We start from the raw sequence: 22160 nt of genomic DNA on the forward strand, positions 1-22160 counted from the left end.
TAAACTATTATTTTTCACGGAGGAACGTTATGAAAAGCTTTTTTTATGGATGGTATTTTAAGTGTCAGTCGGATACCCAAACATTTGCGGTAATACCGGCAATACATCAAGGAAAAAACGGAAGAACTTGTTCTATTCAGATAATTACAGATACAGAGGTTCAAAAAATTGCTTTTTCTTCAGAAAATTTTTGCAAAAGAAAGAAGAGCTTATTTATAGGAAAAAATCAATTTGGGCAGAAGGGTATTCGGTTGGATATAGATACAGAAGACTTGAAAATAAAGGGTGTATTGAAATTTCGTCAAATGTCACCTTTAAAATACAATATTATGGGGCCGTTTGTCTGTATGCCTTTTATGGAGTGCAGACATCAAGTATGGAGTATGAGACATCTTGTAAGTGGTAAGATTTCTGTAAATAAGAAAGAATACCTTTTTTCAGATGATTTGGGATATTGGGAGGGAGATGAAGGGTATTCTTTTCCTCATAAATATGTGTGGACACAGTGTTTTTTTAAAGAAGGTTCCATTATGTTAGCAGTAGCGGATATTCCAATGTTTGGGATACATTTTACGGGGATTATAGGTGTGGTTTTATGGGAAGGAAAAGAATATAGAATTGCAACTTATTTTGGGGCAAAGGCTTCTGAGATAAAAAACAGAACTGTGAAGGTGGTGCAGAGAGGACTGAAACTGGAGGCACAGCTCTTGGAAGATACAGGATACCAACTTCAAGCGCCTGTAAATGGAAGTATGGTAAGGCATATTCGAGAAAGCGTCACCTGTCATGCACACTATAAATTCGTGAAATCAGGGGTAACACTTTTTGATTTTGAAACAAAAACGGCTTCTTTCGAATATGAATATGGAAAATAGAAATAAACTATGATACAATATCCAGTGTTTTGACAGACAGAAGAAAGGAAATGAGAGGTGAACAAGTTGGCTTTGGATAAGAAGGAGAAAGCCATCGAGCTTCAGGGTATTACAAAAACATTTGGAAGTGTGGTTGCCAATGACCACATCAATCTTGAAGTTCGCAGAGGAGAAATTCTGGCATTGCTTGGAGAAAATGGTTCAGGAAAAACAACGTTGATGAATATGATTTCCGGTATTTATCATCCTGATGAGGGAACCATTAAAATCAACGGCAAAGAAGTAACCATCAATTCCCCAATCGATGCAGGAAAATTGGGGATTGGTATGATACATCAGCATTTTAAGCTGGTGGATGTTTTTTCAGCCATGGATAATGTTGCCATGGGAATGGAAGGGAAAAGAGTAAAGCCAAAAGAATTAAAGGAAAAATTGACAAAACTGACAGAAAAATACGGACTTGAAGTAGAGCCGGAGAAAAAAATATATAATATGTCAGTCAGTGAAAAACAGACAGTTGAAATTTTAAAAGTGCTGTATAGAAATGCAGATATTTTGATTTTAGATGAGCCTACTGCTGTACTTACACCACAGGAAACGAAAAAATTGTTCCGTATTTTGCGAAAAATGAAAGAACAGGGCAGCGCTATTATTATCATTACACACAAGCTGAATGAAGTTATGGAAATCAGTGACAGAGTTACAATTTTAAGAAAAGGACAGAGTGTGGAAACGGTAAATACCAGTGAAACCAACGAAAAACAGCTGACAGAGCTGATGGTAGGACGTCCGGTAACTCTGGAAATTCAAAGACCGCAGTGTGAAAATGTATTTACACGACTGAAAATTGTAGATTTGTCTGTAAAGGCAGCAGATGGAAACATGGCTGTAAAGGACTTAAATCTGGAAATTAAAGCTGGGGAAATACTGGGAGTTGCCGGTGTGGCAGGAAGCGGACAGAAAGAACTTTGCGAGAGTATTGCAGGACTTATTCCGGTGCAGGCAGGAGCAATTTTACATAACAAGGAAAATATTGTAGGAAAAACACCGAGAGAAATTGCAAATCTGGGTATCAGTCTGGGCTTTGTTCCAGAAGACCGTCTTGGTATGGGACTTGTAGCTTCTATGGGAATGGTAGACAATATTTTATTAAAAACTTACGATAAAACAAAGGGAATTTTCATAGACAGAAAGCCGGCAAGAAAGATGGCAGAAGACTTAGTAGAAAAACTAGGTGTAGTAACACCAAGTGTAGATACACCGGTTCGTCTTATGTCTGGTGGTAATGTGCAAAAAGTTCTTCTGGGAAGAGAAATTGAGTCCAATCCTTCTGTATTGGTAACAGCATATCCAGTACGTGGTTTAGATATCAATTCTTCTTATACTATTTATGATTTGTTAAATGAGCAGAAGAAAAAAGGTGTTGCAGTGCTGTTTATTGGTGAAGACTTAGACGTTCTTTTACAGATTTCTGACAGAATTATGGTTATGTGTCATGGAGAAGCAATTGGTGTTGTAGATGCCAAGAGCACAACAAAAGAAGAACTGGGCCTTATGATGGCTGGTAAGAAGAAGGGGGATGCATAAAATGGAAAATATGAAGAAAAAAGAGCCTCTCATTCGTATTGAAAAAAGAAGCGAGAGAACTCACAATCAGATTATGCGCCTTCGTCTGCTTTCTGTAATATTGGCTATTGTAGCAGGCGGCTTGTTCATCCTTTTTATTGGATATAATCCGTTTTCCGTATACGGAACCATTGTTTCGGGAGCGTTCCGCAGTACCATGGCATTTCAGGCTACCATTAAGCTTATGGTACCGCTCTTAATTCCGGCATTGGGTATTACTTTGGCGTTTAAAATGCGTTTCTGGAATATCGGTGCAGAAGGACAGATTATTATGGGAGCAATTTTTGCTACCTATTTTGCTCTGTTTTGCTGGGATTTTCCACACTGGCTTTTGATGATTTGCATGTTCCTTGCAGGCATGCTGGGTGGTGCATTATGGGGACTTATCCCTGCATTTTTCAAAGCCAAATTTAATACAAATGAAACATTATTTACTCTGATGCTGAATTATATTGCATTGTATTTAATCTCCTTTTTGCGTGACGGCCCGTGGCAGGACCCGAATTCTTCAGGATTTCCGAAAATTGCGAAATTTGGAGAAGCAGCGCAGCTTGATAAGATTTTCGGTGTTCATGCGGGCTGGCTGATTGGATTGATTTTAGTTGTAATTGTTTATATTTATCTGAAATATACAAAACAGGGATATGAAATCAGTGTAGTCGGAGAAAGCCGTGCAACTGCTAATTATGCAGGTATGAATTATAAGAAAATCGTACTTCGTACCATGGCGTTTTCCGGAGGCATTTGTGGTATTGCCGGTATGGTACAGGCAAGTGGTTCGGATTTGACACTGACAACTTCCGTAGCCGGTGGTGTAGGCTTTACAGCTATTATTGTAGCGTGGCTGGCACAGTTAAATCCGGTGGGTATTTTAGTGGTATCCTTCTTATTTGCAGTGCTGGAAAAAGGAAGCACGGTTATGCAGTCTGCTCACGGGTTATCTGCATATTCAGCAGACGTTCTTCAGGGAATTATACTTTTCTTTGTACTTGGATGTGAATTTTTTGTACGCTATAAATTTGTCACACGTAAGAAGGGAGGAAAAGCATAATGGATTTTTTTGTAAACTTTTTTGTGGCCGCGGTATTGGCAGGAACTCCTATTTTATTCGGTATTGTAGGTGAAATTATCAATGAAAAAGCAGGACACTTAAATCTGGGTGTAGAAGGAATGATGTCTATAGGAGCTGTAGCCGGATTTGTAGTAGGTTATTGGACAGACAACTTGTTTTTCGCTCTTGTGGCAGCTTTTGTAGCAGGAATGCTTTCTGCTCTGATTTATGCAGTTCTTACAGTAACTTTCATGGCAGATCAGAATGTTACAGGTCTTACCCTTACTGTTTTTGGAATTGGATTTAGTAATTTTGTAGGAGATTTTGTAAGAGAAAAAAGTGGAAGCACATCTTTAAAGCTTCCGGAAAACATTTTGGAAAGCCTTGGCAAAGTAGAAATTCCGGTACTTACAGATATTCCGGTTATTGGAAAAATGTTTTTTAACTATAATATTTTTGTTTATATCGGAATTGTGGTTGCTATTTTAGCTGCTATTTATCTTCATAAAACAAAAGCAGGTTTAAATATCCGTGCTATTGGAGAAAATCCGGCAGCAGCAGATGCAGCAGGAATTCCGGTAACAAAATTGAAATACATTAATCTGATGCTGGGCGGTGGTATCTGTGCCATAGGAGGTGCATACTGTTCCATGATTATCTGTAATGGTGTATGGGTAACAAGCTGTGTAAATGGTTTGGGATGGATTGCAGTTGCTCTTGTTATTTTTGCTATGTGGGACCCAAATAAAGCAATTATTGCAGCAGTGGTATTCGGTGGATTTAGTGTATTGAAATACTATGTGCCACAGGTTATCCCAAGCTCTGTTTTCGATATGATACCGTTTATCATGACAATTTTAGTGCTGATTATTACTTCTATGCGTTCTTCAAAGGAGAATTCTCAGCCCAAATCCTGTGGTGTAAATTATTTCCGTGAAGAAAGATAGGGAATGTGATGTCTACAAAATCAAGACTTCTGGAACTTTTAGAACAGAATAGAGGGAAATATCTGTCAGGAAATGAGCTGGCAAAGATGTTGGATGTTTCCAGAACTGCTGTATGGAAAGGAATGAAAAGCCTGCAGCAGGAGGGATATTCCATTACAGCAGTAACCAACAAAGGATATCTGCTGGAAGAAGACAATAATATTTTGTCGGAGGAAGCGGTTCGGTTGCAACTTAAAAATACAGAGGTGCTGGTAGAGGTATGGAAAGAAATTGCGTCTACCAATCAGCGAATGAAACAGTTGGCAGTGGAAAAAAGGCTTCCCCACGGCTCTGTGGTGGTAGCTCAGCTACAAACAGAGGGAAAAGGAAGAAAGGGAAGAAAATTTTATTCGCCCAAAGATAGTGGGTTGTATTTGAGTGTTCTTCTATATCCCGAAAAAACAGCTCAGAAAAGCTTGGAAATTACAGCAGCAGCGGCTGTAGCTGTCTGCAAGGCTGTAGAAAATTGCTGTGGTGTTTCTCTGGGAATTAAATGGGTAAACGATTTATATTTGGAAAATAAAAAAGTATGTGGAATTCTCACAGAAGCAGTGACAGATTTTGAAACAGGAGATATTGAATTTGTAGTTGTGGGAATAGGATTGAATTTATATGAGCCCACAGGAGGCTTTCCAAAAGAGTTGAAAGAAAAAGCAGGAGCAATTTTACCGGATGGACAGAAAGTTGATAAAAACAAACTGGTAGGTGAACTTGTGAATCAGTTGCTTTTGGAAACAGAAAAATCAGGAATTCCACAAGAATACATTAGCAGAAATATTGTTCCGGGGAAGAAAATCCAGATTATTTTTGGAGAAACCAAACGGGAAGTGATTGCCAAAGAAATACTTTCTGATGGAAAGCTGCTGGCAATTAATGAGAAAGATGAAGAAGAAATTTTTCCTTCGGGAGATGTTTCTGTAAGATGGTAAATGAATATGGCTGTTGTAGGGAATATATAAGTTGTATGTTTCTTACAACAGCTTTTTATGTAATAAAAAAATGTTCAAGATAATTGACAATGTATTTAATATGTAATAATATATTTAATATAAAGAAAGGAGTGCATTGATTATGAAAAATGTTACAACCAGCATCCGAATAGATAGTAATACAAAACAGGCAGCAACAGAGCTATTAAATGAGTTAGGACTTGACTTGAGCAGTGCAGTAAATATTTTTTTGAAACAGGTTGTCCTGCAAGGAGGATTACCATTTCAAGTAAAATATCCTCAATATAAACCAGAAGTGCTTGCAGCTATGGAAGAAGCAGAAGCTTTGAGCAAAAATCCAAATACAAAAAAATATTCAAGTTTCTCTGAAGCATTAGAGGATATGGATATATGATGTATGATTTAATTTTAACGGGAAAGTTTAAAAAGAGTTTAAAGCTCGCCAAAAAAAGAGGACTAAATATTAGTTTATTAGAAGAAGTAGTAAATATACTTCAAAGTGGAGAAGAACTTGATAAAAAATATCGTGACCATGAGTTGAAAGGAAAATATAAAAATTTTCGTGAATGTCATATACAACCAGATTGGCTGCTTATTTATCTGATCGAGAATGATATTTTGACGCTTACATTAGTTGATACGGGAACACATGCGGATTTGTTTAATATGTAAGAAATATATTTTGAAAATAATGGAAAGGGACTGGCGCAATAATTTGCAAGAAGTCCCTTTTGCCTTTATTTGTGTTTTTTTGAACGTAAAAATCCATGACAGAAAATCTGCACTGCCAGAATTCCGATAAGAGCCCCTGTACTGTCAATTAGTACATCTTTTTTTGAAGGTCCTCGACCTGCTACAAAGGATTGGTGAAATTCATCTGTGCAGGCAAATCCCACGCAAAACAGTCCCGCTAACAGGAATAGGAGAAAACCTCTCACACCATATACATAGAGAGGAAAAGAAACACAAAGAGCCAGAATACAGTATTCTGTCATGTGAGCAAGCTTTCTTACAGGGTGTTCAATTCGGTCTGTATAGATTTGCTTTTCATTTTCTGTCAGATTTTTATTTAAAATCTTGTCTGCAACCGATACAATTTGATAACTGATTTCATGGCTGAGACTTCCAGACTCTGTACCGGTTTGACCGGAAAAGCTGAAAATCATATACATAACAGCAAGTGCCGGTAAAAAAGACAAAGGTTTGAGACAATAGATGATAAATTTTTTCATGAAAAAACTCCTTTCATAAAGATTTTAAAAGAGTATCACTTTTTTTCGTATTTGTAAAGTGTGGAAGGATACGTTTTTGTGTTGGAAAACAGGACAAGATAGAGTATAATCAAAATATAAAATGCGAAAGAAAGGAAAATTTCATGAGTTTAGCAGATGATTTATTTATCCGAATGTGTCAGGATATTTTGGAAAATGGCACAGATACCCAAGGAGAAAAGGTTAGACCAAAATGGGAAGACACAGGAGAATATGCATATACAATTAAGAGATTTGGCGTGGTAAACCGCTATGACTTACGGAAAGAATTTCCGGCATTGACACTGAGAAAGACAGCTTTAAAAACCTGCATGGATGAAATTCTTTGGATTTACCAGAGAAAATCCAATAATATCCATGATTTAAACGGACATATATGGGATGCATGGGCAGATGAAGATGGTTCTATCGGTACTTGTTACGGAGATGTGGTAGGAAGAAAATTTCTTTATAAAGGTGAAGAAACAGACCAGATGGATTATGTTTTAAAACAGCTGAAGGAAAATCCATACAGCAGAAGAATTATGACAAATCTATATCAGTTTGAATATCTTCACAGTGGCGCTTTAGATCCTTGTTGTTATAGTATGACCTATAATGTAACCAAAGAAAAAGACAGTGAAAAATTAGTGTTGAACGGAGTGCTGAACCAGCGTTCACAGGATATTCTGGCAGCAAATAACTGGAACGTATGCCAGTATGCGATTTTGCTAATGATGGTTGCACAGGTAAATGATATGATACCGGGAGAATTGGTTCATGTCATTGCAGATGCTCATATTTATGACAGACATGTGCCGGTTATTCAAGAACTGATTAAGAGAGAGACATTTCCGGCGCCAAAAGTACGGTTAAATCCGGAAGTAAAAGATTTTTATCAGTTTACCACAGATGATTTAATTGTGGAAAATTATCAGGCAGGACCGCAGATTAAAGATATACCAATCGCAGTATAAGGAGGAATGGAAAATGAATTTAATTGTAGCAGTAGATAGAAATTGGGGAATAGGAAAGGACAATAAGCTTTTAGTAAGTATTCCTGCAGATATGAAGTTTTTCCGTACCACAACAACAGGAAAAGTGGTTATTTTAGGAAGAAAGACATTGGAAACATTTCCTAACGGACTTCCTTTGAAAAACAGAGTGAATATTGTACTTACACGAGATAAAAATTATAAAGTTAAAGATGCCATTGTTCTTCATAGTGTAGAAGAAGTTTTAGAAGAAATAAAAAAATATGATGCAGAAGACTTATATGTTATTGGCGGAGACAGTATTTATAAACAGTTTTTGCCATATTGTGATAAAGCTCATGTGACAAAAATTGATTTTGCTTATGAAGCAGATGCTTTTTTTCCTAATCTGGATGAGATGCCGGAGTGGAAGGTGACAGAAAGAAGCGAAGAACAGACCTATTTTGATATTGAGTATGAATTTTTAACTTACGAGAAAAAATAGGAACTGTTGTATTAGGGAGTATTTAGGAATATCTATACATTTTTAGCGAATTTGTTGAGCACGCTTTGAGATTGCAAACTCAAAGTGAGCGCAGACTGAGCGCAAAATGTATAGATATTCCTTATATGTACTTAAAATGACAGCTTCTTATCAATACTGAATTTCCATCACTCGCAAAATCCCCGGAACTTCATACTCTCTTTTTCCTGCACCTACGCCGATTTTATTAATCTGAAAGATTTCCGGCAGAGTATAAGAAGTTGTAATTGCAGCAGCAATTGCAGCGCCGGTAGGTGTTACAAGCTCTCCCTGTACAGGCAGGATAGACAGAGGAAGCTTATGCGTACATACAATATTAGAAGTAGCTGGAACAGGAATAGGAAGAATTCCATGCTGACAGCGAATTGTGCCCTGTCCTTCTTTTAATACAGGCAGAAAAACTTCTTCATATCCCAGAAAATCCATGCAGATTGCAAATGCGGCAATATCAACAATAGAGTCTACGGCTCCTACTTCGTGAAAATGTACCTGTTCTTTTGGAACACGATGAGCACGGGCTTCTCCTTCGGCAAGAATTTCAAAAATTTTAGAAGCCATGGCTTTTGCACCTGCTGTCATAGAGCTATTTTCTAAAATCGTAAGAATGTCTGGCAAGCTCCGATGTTCATGATGAAGTGTATGGGCGCTGTGTTGATGCTCATGTTCGTGATGGCACTCTGCATGGCTGTGTTCATGGTTGTCACCATGGAGGTATTCCATATCATGGTCGTGATTTTCGTGTTCTTTATCTAACAAAACGTTGAAGTCACAGGCAGCAATGCCTGATTTTTCCACTTCTGAAATTTCAATTTTATATCCGGAAAGTTTTAAGCTGTCTAAGGTGTCTAAAAGCATTTTTTTATCCGCACCCAAGTCAAGCAAAGCAGCCACAGACATATCTCCGCTAATTCCTGATGCACAGTCAAAATAAAGTGCTTTTTTCATAATAAAGTCCTCCTGATGTTATTTTCGGTTTCTCGGCACTTTGCCGCAGGTATCCCTTTTGGCTATGTAATAAGGCAGCACTGTTTTTAAAGGAATACGGTGTCCGCCGGTGATGCGGTCAATAAGAATTTTTGCTGTCATTCTGCCCATTTCTTCTAAAGGAATATGGACGGTGGTAAGCATTGGTGAAAGATATTGAGCTGTTTCAATGTCGTCTACACCAATTACAGAAATATCTTCGGGAATACGGTAGCCATGCTCCCGAAATGCACGGATTGCACCAATGGCAGTGTTATCATTTGCGCAAAAAACAGCAGTAATACCAGCTTTTGCATTGATTAAATGAAGAGCTCCCTGATAACCGCCTTCGTGAGAAAGCTTTACATTGGCTGCATTTCTCTGTGAGAAGGGCAACCCCAGAGCGTTTAAGGCATCTTTAAATGCAGTGTAGCGGATTTCGTTATTCTGCTCTCCGATATAACCGATTTTTGTGTGACCTAATTCATGAAGATAAGAAACAGCGCTGAAGGCAATTTCTTTTCCGTCACATACAACCTGATCATATTTATCTTCCATAGGATTGAGCCCCGCATAGATAATATGCTTATAATTTTTCGTAAAAAGTTTCAAAATACGTTCATCATATCGTCCTAAAATAACAGCTCCGTCCACGGGGGAGTTGGCAATTCTGAGGGTTACGTCAGGATTTTCCAAATCCAAGGCGGTAAAAGAATGTTTGATGAAAAAGTTGCTTTTGAAAGCCTCCTGTTCAATGGCCTTTGCAATATGGGAAAAGAAAAGGTCTGAAACAGCAGAGTCGCCTCTTGCATAAATACAGGCTATGGTACGTGCCGGCATTTCCACAGGGGGAGTTGTTGGCCCAAGCTTTAAGGCACGGGCAGTAGAATTCGGCGTATATCCGCTTTTTCTTACAATGTTCCAGATGCGTTCCTGTACCTCCGGGCTGGCAGCCTTTGTGTTTTTTTGATTAATGACTCTGGAAACAGTAGAAATAGAAACGTTTGCTTCTTTTGCGATTTCTTTTAGTGTCATATTAAAACCTCACAATACAATAGTGCTATATGGATATATTATAACCGAAATGACGAATAAAAACAATGAAATTTAGGATAACGTTTGCATAAATTGAGTAGAAAAAAACGCAATATTTGAGAAAGGTTTGTTGAAAATGAAAAATACTTATCGTATAATCTTAGATATGAAAGGATTGACAATGCAAAAACAAGGGAGGATTGTTTGAAATGACGAAACATGAATATTACACTTACACAAAGGAGGAACTTTTAAACAAAGGAGCTAAGCTGCCGGTGATTGTAATGGAAGATAATGCAGCGGTATTTCAATCCATGGCGGAGGAAATGGCAGAAGAAATTAAGAAAAACAATGCAGAAGGCAAGAAAACGGTATTTATTTGTCCGGTAGGTCCGGTAGGACAGTATCCTTATTTTGTGGAAATGGTAAATCAGGAAAAAATCAGTCTGAAAAATGTTTGGTTTATTAACATGGACGAATATTTGGATGATGATAAAAAATGGGTTCCGGAAACACATCCGTTAAGCTTCCGTGGCTTTATGAACAGAACAGTATATAGCAAGATTGCTCCGGAATTAGTTATGCCGGAAGAACAGAGAGTATTTCCTGATCCGGAAAATGTAGAATATATTCCACAGTTGATTGAAAAACTGGGCGGTGTGGATATTTGCTTCGGCGGTATTGGTATTAACGGACATGTTGCCTTTAATGAAGCAGATGCGTCTTTAAGCAACGAAGAATTTCTGGCTCAGAAAACAAGAGTTTTAGATATTACAAAGGAAACAAGAACGGCAAATGCTATTGGAGATTTTAACGGAGCATTGGAAGATATGCCAAAATATTGCGTGACAATCGGTATTTATGAAATTGCCCATGCCAGAAAAATTCGCCTGGGATGCTTCAGAAACTGGCACAGAGCTGTGGTAAGAAGAACCGCTTACGGAGAAGCTACCTCTGATTTTCCGGTATCTCTGCTGACAAATCATCAGGATATCAATCTGAAAATTACAGAGTTTGTAGCCGCATTGGAGGGATAAAACTATGAAAACCTGGATTACCAACGGTTATGTGTATCACTATGACAAACGCCGTATGGAAAGAAAAGATTTGTGTATAGAAGATGGAAAAATTTGCGAAATCTGCAGTCCGGGACAGGGAGAAAGACAAGGAAATATTTACGATGCTTCCGGAAAATCCGTAATACCGGGATTTATTGATGTGCATACCCATGGAGGATGCGGCGTAGACGTAAATGATGCGTTGAAGGATGATTTTGAAAAAATCGGTCATTTCTTTGCGCTTCAAGGGACAACCTCATGGCTTTGTTCTATTTTAACAGATACAAAAGAGCAGACAATAAAATCTATTCATGAAGCGTTAAAACATCAAAAAGAGCACGCAAATTGTGCAAATCTTTTGGGTATCCATTTGGAAGGACCGTTTCTTTCTGTAGAATTTAAAGGCGCTATGCCGGAAGAGCTTTTAAGAAAAGCAGATATGGAGCTTTTAAAAGAATATCAGGAAGAAGCGGAAGGAAATATTCGCTACATTACAGTTTCACCGGAAGTAGAAGGTATTCCCGAAGCTGTACCGGAAATGAAAAAATTGGGAATTACCGTTGCAATCGGACATTCCGGAGCAGATTATGAAACAGCTATGAAATGTATTGAAAACGGAGCGGCTGCATGTACGCATACCTGCAATGCCATGAAATTATTTCATCAGCATTTTCCGTCAATGATGGGAGCGGCTCTGGAGTCTGATATTTATTGTGAGGCAATTTGTGACGGACGTCATTTGCATCCGGGCAGCGTAAGGCTGTTTTTAAAAGCAAAAGGATATGATAAAGTTGTTGCGGTGACAGACTCTATTATGGCAGCAGGACTTCCGGACGGAGAATATAAGCTGGGTGTCAATGATGTTGTAGTAGAGGATGGAGATGCAAAATTGAAATCAAACGGCGTTCGTGCAGGAAGTACCCTGACAACAGGAACAGCGCTGAAACGACTGATTGATTTTACAGGGGCAGAAATGGAAGATGTTCTTCCGCTCTTAACAATGAACCCTGCAAAGCTTTTAGACGTAGATGATAAAATAGGAAGCCTGGAAGCCGGAAAAGATGCGGATATCCTTATTGTAGACGAAGGCTATAATATTGTAGATACTTTTGTAAAAGGAAAGAAAATAGAGAGATAAAAGGAGAAAAATTATGCCATTAATACCATTAAGACCATTATTGGAAACTGTTGACAAATACCATTTTGCACAGGGAGCATTTAACGTAAATGCAGTTGCTCAGGCAAAAGCAGCCATTGAAGTTCATGAAATGTTCCGTTCAGCAGCGATTTTACAGGGGGCAGATTTAGCAAACGGATTTATGGGCGGAAGAACAGATTTCTTAAACGCTACTTTGGAGGATAAGAAAATTGGCGCAAAAAATATCGCAAATGCTGTGAAAAAATTTGCGGAAGACTCACCTATTCCGGTAGTTCTTCACTTAGACCACGGTAAAAATTTTGACTCCTGTAAAGCGGCGATTGAAGGTGGATATACATCCGTTATGATTGACGGTTCTTCCCTTCCTTTTGATGAAAACGTTGAGCTTACAAGAGAAGTCGTTAAATATGCCCATGCAAGAGGTGTATCGGTAGAAGGTGAGCTGGGTGTGCTTGCAGGAGTGGAAGACCATGTATTTTCTTCTACATCTACTTACACAAATCCATTAAAAGCAGTGGAGTTCTTCAAAAAGACAGGCTGTGACGCACTGGCAATTTCTTACGGAACTATGCACGGAGCATCAAAAGGAAAAGATGTAAAATTAAGAAAAGAGATTGCGATTGCAATTAAAGAATGTATGATGCACGAAAATCTTTTCGGTGTTCTGGTATCTCACGGTTCATCCACTGTGCCAAAATACATTGTAGATGAAATTAATGCTTTGGGCGGAAATATCCAGAATGCTTACGGTATTTCCATTGACGAGTTAAAGGCAGCAATTCCTTGCGGTATCGGAAAAATCAACGTAGATACAGATATTCGTTTAGCTGTTACAAGAAATATGAAGGAATTCTTTAAAAACAATCCTTCCAAACGTGACAGCGCTTCCATTGGAGGCGTATACCAGCTATTGGAGGAAAAGAAAGACCAGTTTGACCCAAGAGCATTCCTTCCTCCGATTATGGACACAGTTATGTATGGTACAATAAAAGATGATGATACAGCAGCTTTAGTAGAAGTGATTGAAAAAGGTGTAAAAGAAGCAATCGGAACTTTAATTGTAGAATTCGGTTCTTTCGGAAAAGCTCCGCTTGTTGAGCAGGTATCCTTAGAAGAGATGATTGAACGTTACAAAAAAATGTAAATAGATTTCCTTTAAAACAAGGCGTTTTGGGTAAAAGTGATGAATACCCAAACGCCTTGTTTTGTGTTTGTGCAATAAAGTTCCTAATTTAATGCGAAATGCTTGTTAAAAAATATACAAATAGCTCAAACGTTTGCGTAAAATCGTATTGATTTTTAACCCCATATAGGGGATAATAACCATACAATAACGAATAAGAAATAAGTTTTAGTACGAAATGCTGAAACAAAGAGAAACAGGAGGATTAAAATGGGGAAAAAAAGTAAAGGTGGAGCCGACATCATAGGCAAAATACCAAAAGGGATATGGCTACTGATTTCATTTGTAGTAGCAATGCTGGTGTGGACAATCTTATCAATTACTCCACAGACTGCCAGATGTTTTCCAAATGCGGTTAAGGTATTACAATCCATTGGGCTCATGGTAGAGAGAGGAATTCTTTTAGAAGATATTGCAAGCAGTTTGATTTCTGTATTCTGGGGATTTTTACTTGGCTTTGTAATTTCCGTTCCGGTAGCGTTTTTGATGGCATGGTATCGTCCGGTAAGATTTATCTTAGAGCCATGGATTCAGTTTATCAGAAACATTCCACCACTGGCTTACGTACCGCTGGTAGTTATCGGTGTAGGTGTAGGTCGTACACCACAGATTATTGTTATCTGTCTTGCAACTTTCTTAATTATGACAGTTACAATTTTCCAGGGTGTTATCAACGTAGACGAAACTCTGATTAAGGCGGCAAGAGTGTTAGGTGCAAATGATGCAAATCTGTTCGTGAAGGTTATCTTCCCGGCAACAACACCATTCATTATTACAGCAATAAGACTTGGTATTTCAACAGCACTTACAACATTGATTGCAGCAGAGTCAACAGGAGCGATTGCGGGTCTTGGTATGAGAATTAAATCCTTGGCAAACTCCTATGAAACAACACCAATGCTTCTCTACATCATTATTATCGGTGTTATCGGTATGCTGGCTGAGAAAGTTCTTAAATACTTTGAAAGGAAGTTAACATCATGGCAGGAAAAGAGGGAAATATAAAAGTAAGTATTCAGGGCGTTGAAAAGAAATACAACACACGAAAAGGTGAGGTTGTTGCTTTAAACGGTGTGGATTTTGATATTAAAGAAAATGAATTTATTTGCGTAATCGGACCATCTGGATGCGGTAAATCTACATTATTAAATATTATCGCAGGATTGTTAGAGCCTACAAGCGGACAGATTTTAGTGGACGGAAAGCCAATCAGCGGAACAGGAACGGACAGAGGCGTTGTTTTCCAGCAGTACGCATTGTTCCCATGGCTGACAGTAAAGAAAAATGTTGAATTCGGCTTAAAATTAAAGGGACTTTCCAAAGAAGAGTGTGATGCCATTGCAATGAAATATTTGAAAATGGTTGAATTGGAAAAATTTGCCGACTCTTATCCAAAGGAATTATCCGGCGGTATGAAACAGCGTGTTGCCATTGCAAGAGCTTATGCAATGAACCCGGAAGTACTTCTGATGGATGAGCCTTTCGGAGCACTGGATGCGCAGACAAGAACACAGCTTCAGTCAGAACTTTTAAAAGCATGGCAGGAAGAAAACAAAACATGTTTCTTCGTTACACATGATATTGAAGAAGCGATTGTTCTTGCAACAAGAGTTGTAATTATGAGCGCCCGTCCGGGACGTATTAAAGAAGTGGTAGATATTGATATTCCGTATCCAAGAGATCAGGAAACAAAGATGAGCGACCGATTTATTGAACTGAAAAATCATATCTGGGGACAGGTATATCAGGAATATCTGGAAGTAAGAAAATAATTCAGAACTTACAAAGGGGCAGAAGCCCGGTGAGAATAAAAAACTATATTTTTTAAGGAGGAACTTAAAATGAAGAAGAAATTATTATCCATGCTTTTAGTAGGAGTAACAGCAATGTCTATGCTGGCAGGCTGTGGCGGAAGCTCTGAAGAACCAAAAAAGGAAGATACAAAAACAGAAGCAAAAGACGACAAGGAAGAGAAAAAAGAGCTTGATGTTGTAAACGTGGCTTACATGCCAAACTACGCTTCTTTATGGGTAGTTACAACAGCAAAAGAAAAAGGATACTTTGAAGAACAGGGTATCGAAGTAAAAATGACAAAATTTGATGATGGTCCAACAGAAATCGCTGCTATGGAGTCCGGTTCTATGGACGTAGCTTACATCGGACCTGGTGCTCATACTCTTGCAATTCAGGGTAATGTTGACGTATTCTGCTTCCAGCAGTTGGGTGATGCTGACTGTGTAATGGGCTTAAAATCTCACGGAGTAAATTCTCTGGAAGACTTAAAGGGCAAAAAAGTAGCTTATGCTTCCGGTACATCATCTGAAACAATCTTATTACGTGCATTAGACTCTGTTGGTCTTACAATGGATGACATTGAAGCTTACAACATGGAAGTTACAAATATGCCAAGCGCTATGATTTCCGGTTCTATTGATGCTTGTGCTCCATGGTCACCAAATACAAAAGTTATCACAGATGAATTAGGTGATGACGCACAGGTATTTGTAAGTAATGCAGATTTCTCTGATATCGCAGCAGACCCTGCAAGCTGGGTATGTATGCCTGAATACGCTGAAAAGAACAAAGACTTATTAGTAAGATTTACAAAAGCACTCTACAAAGCAATGGACTTCGGTGCAAAAGAAGAAAACTTTGAAGAAGTTGCAGGATATGTAGCAAATGAAACAAAAACAGATGTTGAAACAGCAATGGGACAGACAACAGACGGTGCATGGCTTACATCTGAAGAACTGTTAAAAGGCGTTGAAGACGGAAGTGTAAAAGGATACTATGAAATTCAGCAGAAAAACTTCTTAGACAACGGTAAGATTACAGAAGAAGCTCCGGTTGATGACTATGTATTGTTTGACATTATGACAGAAGCAGGAAAATAATTGACCTAAAAAATGAATTGCCAGACATGACTGTAAAATATTAAGCTGTTGAAATTTTAAGATACCTTGCAGCATGTGTAGTGCTGTAAGGTATTTTTATATGTCGGCAAGTTTGGAGGAGAAAAGATATGGCGGAAAACTTATTGATTGTACATGGAGGCGGTCCTACCGCAGTAATGAATGGTTCCTTGTATGGTGCAATAAAAGAAGCAAAAAAATCAGATAAAATTGGACATATTTATGGCGCAAACAATGGTACAGGCGGATTCTTAAAAAAAGACTTTCTGGAATTGGAAAATGTGCCGGAAGAAAAATTGAAACTTTTATTGCAGACTCCGGGTACTGCAATCGGAACGTCCAGAGATCCTATTGAGCAGGAGCATTATGAAAAAATGGCGGATATTCTGGAAGAAGAAAACATTAAATATGTGTTGTTTAATGGTGGAAACGGAACCATGGATACCTGTGGAAAGCTACATAAAACATGTCAGAAACGTGGACTTGATGTAAAAGTTATGGGAATTCCAAAAACAACGGATAACGATATTGCAGTAACAGACCATAGTCCGGGATTTGGAAGCGCAGCAAGATATATGGCTGCTTGTACACAGGAATTAGCGGCAGATGTACGTTCTTTACCTATTCATGTAGTGGTCATGGAAGCGTCAGGCAGAAATGCAGGATGGATTACAGCTTCCAGTGCGCTGGCAGGAGAAAAGGGATACGCACCGGATTTAATTTATCTTCCTGAAAGAGCATTTGATGAAGATAAATTTATTGAAGATGTGAAAAAGCTTTTAGAAAAAAAATCTGGAATTTTGGTAGTTGCCAGCGAAGGTTTGACAGATAAAGAAGGAAAACCTATTGTAAAACCTGTATTTAAAACAGAACGTGCGACTTATTTCGGGGATGTAAGCTCCCATCTGGCAAATCTGGTTATCCAGAAACTGGGTTATAAAGCAAGAGGCGAAAAACCGGGACTTTTAGGCAGAGCATCTATTTTCATGCAGAGTCAGGTTGATATTGAAGAAGCACAAATGGCAGGAGAACTGGCATGCAGAGCAGCTTTGGATGGTGAGTCAGGAAAAATGGTGGCATTTTCCAGAGTCTCTGAAAATCCTTATGAAATGAAACCGTTTTTAGTGGATATTGATGAAGTTATGATGTATGAAAGAAAAATGCCGGATGAGTTTATCAATGAAGAAGGAAACGGTGTTACACAGGCATTTTTAGATTGGTGCAGACCTTTAATTGGGGAAGAGCTTCCTGATATGATTTCTTTTAATACACAGTCAGGAAAATAATAAAATAGAGGAGAGCAACATGAAACATATTTATTTAAATTTAAAAAGATTTGATGTACCGGCAGAATTAGGCGGTGTCAATAGAATTGCAGACATGAAAGAGTGGGGGAAGTATATTGTAGAAAATACACAGGAAGAATTAAAAAAATATTCTCCTGAAGAAGTAGAATTTGCAATGTTCTTTCCAGAAATTCATCTGTTTTCCGCTTGTCAGGCAAAGACAGAGAACAGCCCTGTTCAGGTTGGCTGCCAAGGAGTTTTCAGAGATGATGTAGCTCCGGGAAAAAACTTTGGGGCATTTACCACAGGACGTCCTGCAGCAGCCATGAAGGCAGCTGGTTGTGAAACGGTTATTATCGGACATTGCGAAGAAAGAAATAACCTTGCGGGAATTTTAGCAGAAGCAGGTGTAGTAAATACAAAAGCAATAAATACCATTTTAAATAAAGAAATAAAATCTGCGGTAGACAGAGGCATGAAAGTGTTATACTGTATTGGTGAGAAAAGCGAAGAATTAGAGCAGTGGCAGGAAGTTCTGGGAGAACAGCTGGAGCTGGGATTAAAAGATGTGGACAAATCTATGGTAACCATTGCGTATGAACCTGTTTGGTCTATCGGACCGGGCAAGACACCGGCAGGCAAAGAATATATTACAAAAATTTCCAAATTTGTTAAAGAAAAAACAGAGGGGATGGATATTGTCTATGGCGGCGGCTTAAAGCAGGACAATGCGGCGATGCTGGCATCTATTCCTGAAATTGACGGTGGTTTAATTGCTCTTACAAGATTTCAGGGAGAAATCGGTTATTATCCGGAAGAATATTTAGAAATTATTTCACTTTACATGAATGCGTAACGAGGAGGAAAAAAGAATGAAGTTAGAATTTGAATACGGACATGGCACTATGGCAGCAGAGCTGCCGGACAACACAGACATTTTTATTCCGGGCGAAACAGTAAAAGACCCGGATTATATTCCGGAAGATAAACTGGAAGAAGCTTATCTGGAAAGTCTTGCACACCCTATCGGAATGCCTACACTGACTGAACTGGCACATAAAGGAAGCACTGTTACTTTTATCGTACCTGATAGAGTAAAGGGCGGCGAACAGCCTACAAGCCACAGAAAAATGAGTATTAAATGCATGCTGAAAGAATTATATGCAGCAGGTGTTGAGAAAAAAGATATTTTATTCATTATTTCCAATGGATTACATCCAAGAAGCAAAGAGTCTGATGCAAAAGCGATTTTCGGTGAAGAATTATTTAACGAATTCTGGCATACAGGACAGATTATCAGCCATGACAGCGAAGACAAAGAGCACATGGTAGACTTGGGAACAACAAGACGCGGTGACCCGGTTTACATGAATAAATATGTATTTGAATGTGATATTCCTATCTTAGTAGGTCATGTACAGGGAAATCCTTATGGCGGATATTCAGGCGGATATAAACACAGCGCAACAGGTATTACAAACTGGAAGAGTATCTCAAGCCATCATGTTCCTTCTGTTATGCACAGAAAAGATTTTACACCGGTAAATGGTGGAAGTTTAATGAGAACAAAATTTGATGAAATTTCTATGCACATGGAAGAAAAAATGGGACATCCATTCTTCTGTTGTGACGCTGTTCTGGATACAAATTCCAGACAGATTGCAATCTATTCTGGATATGCAAAAGAAATGATGCCAATTAGCTGGAAACTGGCTGATAAGAGAACTTATGTACACTGGGCTGAAAAGAAATATGATGTTTTAGTATTTGGTATGCCTCAGAAATTCCATTATGGTGATGGAATGGGAACAAACCCAATTATGATGATGCAGGCATTAAGTGCACAGGTATTAAGATATAAACGAATTATGAGTGACAACTGCGTAATTATCTGTTCTTCTCTTTGCAATGGTTTCTTCCATGATGAATTATGGCCATATTTAAGAGAAATGTATGATATGTTCCAGCATGATTATATGAATACATTGCCGGATATGAATCGTTATGGTGAATATTTTGCAACAAACGAAGAATATATCAGAAAATATCGTTTTACAAATGCATTCCATCCATTCCACGGCTTTAGTATGATTTCCTGTGGACATATTGCAGAAATGAATACAAGTGCAATCTATATTGTTGGTGCACAGGAACCGGGATATGCAAGAGGAATGGGATTAAAGACAAGAGCTACATTTGAAGAAGCGTTAGAGGATGCAAAGAAGAAATTCGTTGGGGAAAATCCAAATGTTCTTGCATTGCCAATGACATTCAAAAAGGCAGCAGTTCATCTTTGTATGAAAAATCCGGAAGAAGACTGCATGGACGCTTACGGACATTGCCATCCATGTATGGGATAAGGAGATTTAACAAATTGCCGCATTAGGGGTATATCGAGAATATTTGTATGTTTCACGCTTAGTCTGATACGAATATTCCGAATGCTGCTTAGTGCGGCAATCTTTATTCATTCATAGGAAAGTAAGTCCTATGAAATTAAAAAGGAGACAAAAATATGCTGAATTTAAGAATAGAAGACAGAAATCCTCATTTAAAGGATGAACTACATGAGATTATGGTGGAAAATAAGGATATTTTTCAATCTGTATTAAACGGAGAGGATGAATATGCGGACTCCTTGGGGTGGTTTTCCGTGGATAAATGGGCAAGCCATGAAGAGGTGCAGAAATTAAAAAAATTAGCAGCTCATATTCGGGAAAATGCAGACGCTTTTGTGATTATTGGAGTTGGCGGCTCTAACAATGCCGCAAGAGCGGTGATTGAAGCCTTACAGACAGATGATAAGGTGAAGATTGTCTATATGGGAAATACGCTTTCTCCTTATGAACTGACAAAAGCATTAAAAGAACTGGAAGAAAAATCTGTTTATATCGACTGCATAGCGAAAAATTTTGAAACTTTAGAACCGGGGGCTTCTTTCCGCGTTCTGAGAAAGTTCCTTTTTGATAAGTATCAGGAAAAAGCCAATGGAAGAATTATTGCAACGGGTACAAAGGGGAGCGCATTGGAAAAACTGTGTGAAGAACAGGGTTATACTTTTCTGGAATTTCCGGAAGACGTAGGCGGAAGATTTTCCGCAATGACAGCAGTGGGGCTTCTTCCCATGGCAGTGGCGGGAATAGACATTGAAAAGCTGGTTTTGGGAGCTTCTGATATGCAAAAATATCTTACAAGTGGAGAAATAGTGAGAAATCCCGCATATCAATATGCCTGTCTTAGAAACCTTTATTATAAGAAGGGCTATAAAATAGAAATGCTCGTTAGTTTTGAACCTCAATTCCGTTGGTTTTATAAATGGTGGATACAGCTCTTTGGAGAAAGCGAAGGAAAGGATAATAAAGGACTTTTTCCATCATCAGGAGACTTCTGTGAAGAACTGCATGCTATGGGACAGTATATTCAGGATGGAACGCCCCTGATTTTTGAGACATTTTTGGATGTGCAGGAAAAAAACGCTTCTTTAGCACCTGTGGCTGATATGGTGAAAGATGGATTTGATTATTTGAATGGTAAAGAATTTTGGGATATCAACAAAGCATCTTTTGGTGCAACAGTAAAGGCTCACAGAGAAAAGCTGCCGTGTCTGATTTTAGAAGTGGAAAGATTGGATGCCTATGTTTTTGGAGAATTATTTTATTTCTTCCTGTTTTCCTGTTATGTTTCTGCTCGTATTTTGGGAGTTAATCCTTTTGACCAGCCAGGCGTAGAAGCATATAAAAAATGGATGTTTGAAGCATTGGGAAAAGACAGAAAAATTTCTTGAGAAATGGTGAATAAGATGTTAATATAGTTAAATAAGAAACTTTACCAATGAAAGCGGAGGATTTAGAATGAAGAAATTAAAAGTTACAAAAGGTGCAAAATGTATGGCGTGTTTGGAGTGCGTGAGAGCATGTTCAACAAGCTTTTATAAAGAATTTGACCCGGATAAATCCTGTATTCAGATTATTGAGAAAAACGATGTTGCAAAACCAATGGTTTGTGTACAGTGTGGTAAATGTGCAAAAGCATGTCCGGAAGGTGCAATTACACAGAATGCAAAAGGCGTTTATATGATTAATAAAAAGAAATGTACAGGCTGTGGCAAATGTGTGGAAGCATGTCCGTTCGGCGTTATGGTAAAAGCTGAAGAAGCGCCTACAAGCAGCAAATGTATTGCCTGCGGTATTTGCGTAAAAGCATGTCCGGCAGATGTTTTGGAAATTGTAGAAGACTAATTATAATAATTACAAGATTATGGAGTTGCCGCTTTAAAAAATATTTCATGTGGCAGCTCCTTTTTCTTAT

The 22160-nt window shown here is 38.3% G+C and carries 23 protein-coding genes; 20 read left to right on the forward strand and 3 right to left on the reverse strand.

All coding sequences use genetic code 11. The features are described 5' to 3' along the window. The first annotated feature begins 29 nt into the window (after positions 1 to 29). The 7 genes from CGC63_RS04420 (at position 30) to CGC63_RS04450 (ending at position 6160) form a co-directional block, all read left to right on the forward strand. Positions 30 to 875, forward strand: coding sequence for a tocopherol cyclase family protein (locus CGC63_RS04420; protein WP_004223457.1), 846 nt, complete (start codon positions 30 to 32; stop codon positions 873 to 875). Positions 876 to 941: 66 nt separating this feature from the next. After that, positions 942 to 2462 carry an ABC transporter ATP-binding protein gene (locus tag CGC63_RS04425; RefSeq protein ID WP_009246857.1) on the forward strand — a complete coding sequence of 507 codons (1521 nt, stop codon included), beginning with the start codon at positions 942 to 944 and terminating at the stop codon, positions 2460 to 2462. A 1-nt stretch (position 2463) separates the two neighbouring features. Further along, a complete protein-coding gene (locus CGC63_RS04430; protein ID WP_040351279.1) occupies positions 2464 to 3552 on the forward strand; it encodes an ABC transporter permease in 1089 nt (362 codons plus the stop codon). Further along, a complete protein-coding gene (locus CGC63_RS04435; protein ID WP_089438666.1) occupies positions 3552 to 4499 on the forward strand; it encodes an ABC transporter permease in 948 nt (315 codons plus the stop codon). Before CGC63_RS04430 ends, CGC63_RS04435 begins: the two co-directional genes overlap by 1 nt. An 8-nt stretch (positions 4500 to 4507) precedes the next feature. After that, complete coding sequence (locus CGC63_RS04440) at positions 4508 to 5467, forward strand: biotin--[acetyl-CoA-carboxylase] ligase (RefSeq protein WP_004223441.1); 960 nt, start codon at positions 4508 to 4510, stop codon at positions 5465 to 5467. Between the two features lie 142 nt (positions 5468 to 5609). Further along, positions 5610 to 5882, forward strand: coding sequence for a type II toxin-antitoxin system RelB/DinJ family antitoxin (locus CGC63_RS04445; RefSeq protein WP_004223440.1), 273 nt, complete (start codon positions 5610 to 5612; stop codon positions 5880 to 5882). Continuing rightward, on the forward strand, positions 5879 to 6160 hold the full coding sequence (locus CGC63_RS04450; protein WP_004223437.1) for a type II toxin-antitoxin system YafQ family toxin: 282 nt from the start codon (positions 5879 to 5881) through the stop codon (positions 6158 to 6160). The genes CGC63_RS04445 and CGC63_RS04450 overlap by 4 nt, the downstream gene beginning before the upstream one ends. 65 nt (positions 6161 to 6225) lie before the next feature. On the opposite strand, the gene CGC63_RS04455 is transcribed toward CGC63_RS04450, so the two are convergent. Then, on the reverse strand, positions 6226 to 6720 hold the full coding sequence (locus CGC63_RS04455) for a VanZ family protein (RefSeq protein WP_004223436.1): 495 nt from the start codon (positions 6718 to 6720) through the stop codon (positions 6226 to 6228). Positions 6721 to 6863: 143 nt separating this feature from the next. On the opposite strand from CGC63_RS04455, the gene thyA reads away from it, so the two are divergent. Both thyA and CGC63_RS04465 read left to right on the forward strand, forming a co-directional pair. Continuing rightward, the gene (thyA, locus tag CGC63_RS04460) at positions 6864 to 7715 is read left to right on the forward strand and encodes a thymidylate synthase (protein WP_004223433.1); all 852 of its coding nucleotides are present in this window, start codon (positions 6864 to 6866) and stop codon (positions 7713 to 7715) included. A gap of 13 nt (positions 7716 to 7728) precedes the next feature. Next, positions 7729 to 8217 carry a dihydrofolate reductase gene (locus tag CGC63_RS04465; RefSeq protein WP_004223430.1) on the forward strand — a complete coding sequence of 163 codons (489 nt, stop codon included), beginning with the start codon at positions 7729 to 7731 and terminating at the stop codon, positions 8215 to 8217. A gap of 150 nt (positions 8218 to 8367) precedes the next feature. On the opposite strand, the gene larC is transcribed toward CGC63_RS04465, so the two are convergent. Then, positions 8368 to 9201 carry a nickel pincer cofactor biosynthesis protein LarC gene (larC, locus tag CGC63_RS04470; protein ID WP_004223427.1) on the reverse strand — a complete coding sequence of 278 codons (834 nt, stop codon included), beginning with the start codon at positions 9199 to 9201 and terminating at the stop codon, positions 8368 to 8370. An 18-nt stretch (positions 9202 to 9219) separates the two neighbouring features. Next, complete coding sequence (locus tag CGC63_RS04475; RefSeq protein WP_004223424.1) at positions 9220 to 10254, reverse strand: LacI family DNA-binding transcriptional regulator; 1035 nt, start codon at positions 10252 to 10254, stop codon at positions 9220 to 9222. 209 nt (positions 10255 to 10463) lie between these two features. Here CGC63_RS04475 and CGC63_RS04480 point away from each other — a divergent pair, with 209 nt between their 5' ends. The 11 genes from CGC63_RS04480 (at position 10464) to CGC63_RS04530 (ending at position 22090) form a co-directional block, all read left to right on the forward strand. After that, the gene (locus tag CGC63_RS04480) at positions 10464 to 11291 is read left to right on the forward strand and encodes a sugar phosphate isomerase family (RefSeq protein WP_004223421.1); all 828 of its coding nucleotides are present in this window, start codon (positions 10464 to 10466) and stop codon (positions 11289 to 11291) included. Positions 11292 to 11295: 4 nt separating this feature from the next. Then, entirely contained in the window at positions 11296 to 12450 is a 1155-nt protein-coding gene (gene nagA, locus CGC63_RS04485; protein ID WP_004223418.1) for an N-acetylglucosamine-6-phosphate deacetylase, read from the forward strand. 13 nt (positions 12451 to 12463) lie between these two features. Beyond that, a complete protein-coding gene (locus CGC63_RS04490; RefSeq protein WP_004223416.1) occupies positions 12464 to 13615 on the forward strand; it encodes a class II fructose-bisphosphate aldolase in 1152 nt (383 codons plus the stop codon). 249 nt (positions 13616 to 13864) lie between these two features. Continuing rightward, the gene (locus CGC63_RS04495; RefSeq protein WP_004223413.1) at positions 13865 to 14659 is read left to right on the forward strand and encodes an ABC transporter permease; all 795 of its coding nucleotides are present in this window, start codon (positions 13865 to 13867) and stop codon (positions 14657 to 14659) included. Beyond that, a complete protein-coding gene (locus CGC63_RS04500) occupies positions 14635 to 15426 on the forward strand; it encodes an ABC transporter ATP-binding protein (protein ID WP_004223409.1) in 792 nt (263 codons plus the stop codon). Before CGC63_RS04495 ends, CGC63_RS04500 begins: the two co-directional genes overlap by 25 nt. A 69-nt stretch (positions 15427 to 15495) precedes the next feature. Further along, a complete protein-coding gene (locus CGC63_RS04505; protein WP_004223406.1) occupies positions 15496 to 16548 on the forward strand; it encodes an ABC transporter substrate-binding protein in 1053 nt (350 codons plus the stop codon). Positions 16549 to 16676: 128 nt separating this feature from the next. Further along, positions 16677 to 17852 (forward strand): diphosphate--fructose-6-phosphate 1-phosphotransferase, encoded by a 1176-nt coding sequence (locus tag CGC63_RS04510; protein ID WP_009246846.1) that lies wholly within the window; start codon positions 16677 to 16679, stop codon positions 17850 to 17852. A 19-nt stretch (positions 17853 to 17871) separates the two neighbouring features. Further along, a complete protein-coding gene (locus tag CGC63_RS04515; protein WP_004223396.1) occupies positions 17872 to 18708 on the forward strand; it encodes a triose-phosphate isomerase family protein in 837 nt (278 codons plus the stop codon). A 16-nt stretch (positions 18709 to 18724) separates the two neighbouring features. Further along, positions 18725 to 20212: a lactate racemase domain-containing protein gene (locus CGC63_RS04520; protein ID WP_009246845.1), complete on the forward strand. Its 1488-nt coding sequence runs from the start codon at positions 18725 to 18727 to the stop codon at positions 20210 to 20212. Positions 20213 to 20367: 155 nt separating this feature from the next. Further along, complete coding sequence (locus CGC63_RS04525; RefSeq protein ID WP_004223388.1) at positions 20368 to 21636, forward strand: phosphoglucose isomerase-related protein; 1269 nt, start codon at positions 20368 to 20370, stop codon at positions 21634 to 21636. Positions 21637 to 21703: 67 nt separating this feature from the next. Beyond that, on the forward strand, positions 21704 to 22090 hold the full coding sequence (locus CGC63_RS04530) for a 4Fe-4S binding protein (RefSeq protein ID WP_004223386.1): 387 nt from the start codon (positions 21704 to 21706) through the stop codon (positions 22088 to 22090). The last annotated feature ends 70 nt before the right edge of the window (positions 22091 to 22160 follow it).

The sequence above is a fragment of the Blautia hansenii DSM 20583 genome (genome assembly GCF_002222595.2).
Lineage (GTDB): Bacteria > Bacillota > Clostridia > Lachnospirales > Lachnospiraceae > Blautia > Blautia hansenii.

Coding starts and splice junctions, on each gene's coding strand:
- CGC63_RS04420 (WP_004223457.1), top strand. CDS start 30: ATGAAAAGCTTTTTTTATGGATGGTATTTTAAGTGTCAGTCGGATACC.
- CGC63_RS04430 (WP_040351279.1), top strand. CDS start 2,464: ATGGAAAATATGAAGAAAAAAGAGCCTCTCATTCGTATTGAAAAAAGA.
- CGC63_RS04435 (WP_089438666.1), top strand. CDS start 3,552: ATGGATTTTTTTGTAAACTTTTTTGTGGCCGCGGTATTGGCAGGAACT.
- CGC63_RS04440 (WP_004223441.1), top strand. CDS start 4,508: ATGTCTACAAAATCAAGACTTCTGGAACTTTTAGAACAGAATAGAGGG.
- CGC63_RS04445 (WP_004223440.1), top strand. CDS start 5,610: ATGAAAAATGTTACAACCAGCATCCGAATAGATAGTAATACAAAACAG.
- CGC63_RS04450 (WP_004223437.1), top strand. CDS start 5,879: ATGATGTATGATTTAATTTTAACGGGAAAGTTTAAAAAGAGTTTAAAG.
- CGC63_RS04455 (WP_004223436.1), bottom strand. CDS start 6,720: ATGAAAAAATTTATCATCTATTGTCTCAAACCTTTGTCTTTTTTACCG.
- thyA (WP_004223433.1), top strand. CDS start 6,864: ATGAGTTTAGCAGATGATTTATTTATCCGAATGTGTCAGGATATTTTG.
- CGC63_RS04465 (WP_004223430.1), top strand. CDS start 7,729: ATGAATTTAATTGTAGCAGTAGATAGAAATTGGGGAATAGGAAAGGAC.
- larC (WP_004223427.1), bottom strand. CDS start 9,201: ATGAAAAAAGCACTTTATTTTGACTGTGCATCAGGAATTAGCGGAGAT.
- CGC63_RS04475 (WP_004223424.1), bottom strand. CDS start 10,254: ATGACACTAAAAGAAATCGCAAAAGAAGCAAACGTTTCTATTTCTACT.
- CGC63_RS04480 (WP_004223421.1), top strand. CDS start 10,464: ATGACGAAACATGAATATTACACTTACACAAAGGAGGAACTTTTAAAC.
- nagA (WP_004223418.1), top strand. CDS start 11,296: ATGAAAACCTGGATTACCAACGGTTATGTGTATCACTATGACAAACGC.
- CGC63_RS04490 (WP_004223416.1), top strand. CDS start 12,464: ATGCCATTAATACCATTAAGACCATTATTGGAAACTGTTGACAAATAC.
- CGC63_RS04495 (WP_004223413.1), top strand. CDS start 13,865: ATGGGGAAAAAAAGTAAAGGTGGAGCCGACATCATAGGCAAAATACCA.
- CGC63_RS04500 (WP_004223409.1), top strand. CDS start 14,635: ATGGCAGGAAAAGAGGGAAATATAAAAGTAAGTATTCAGGGCGTTGAA.
- CGC63_RS04505 (WP_004223406.1), top strand. CDS start 15,496: ATGAAGAAGAAATTATTATCCATGCTTTTAGTAGGAGTAACAGCAATG.
- CGC63_RS04510 (WP_009246846.1), top strand. CDS start 16,677: ATGGCGGAAAACTTATTGATTGTACATGGAGGCGGTCCTACCGCAGTA.
- CGC63_RS04515 (WP_004223396.1), top strand. CDS start 17,872: ATGAAACATATTTATTTAAATTTAAAAAGATTTGATGTACCGGCAGAA.
- CGC63_RS04520 (WP_009246845.1), top strand. CDS start 18,725: ATGAAGTTAGAATTTGAATACGGACATGGCACTATGGCAGCAGAGCTG.
- CGC63_RS04525 (WP_004223388.1), top strand. CDS start 20,368: ATGCTGAATTTAAGAATAGAAGACAGAAATCCTCATTTAAAGGATGAA.
- CGC63_RS04530 (WP_004223386.1), top strand. CDS start 21,704: ATGAAGAAATTAAAAGTTACAAAAGGTGCAAAATGTATGGCGTGTTTG.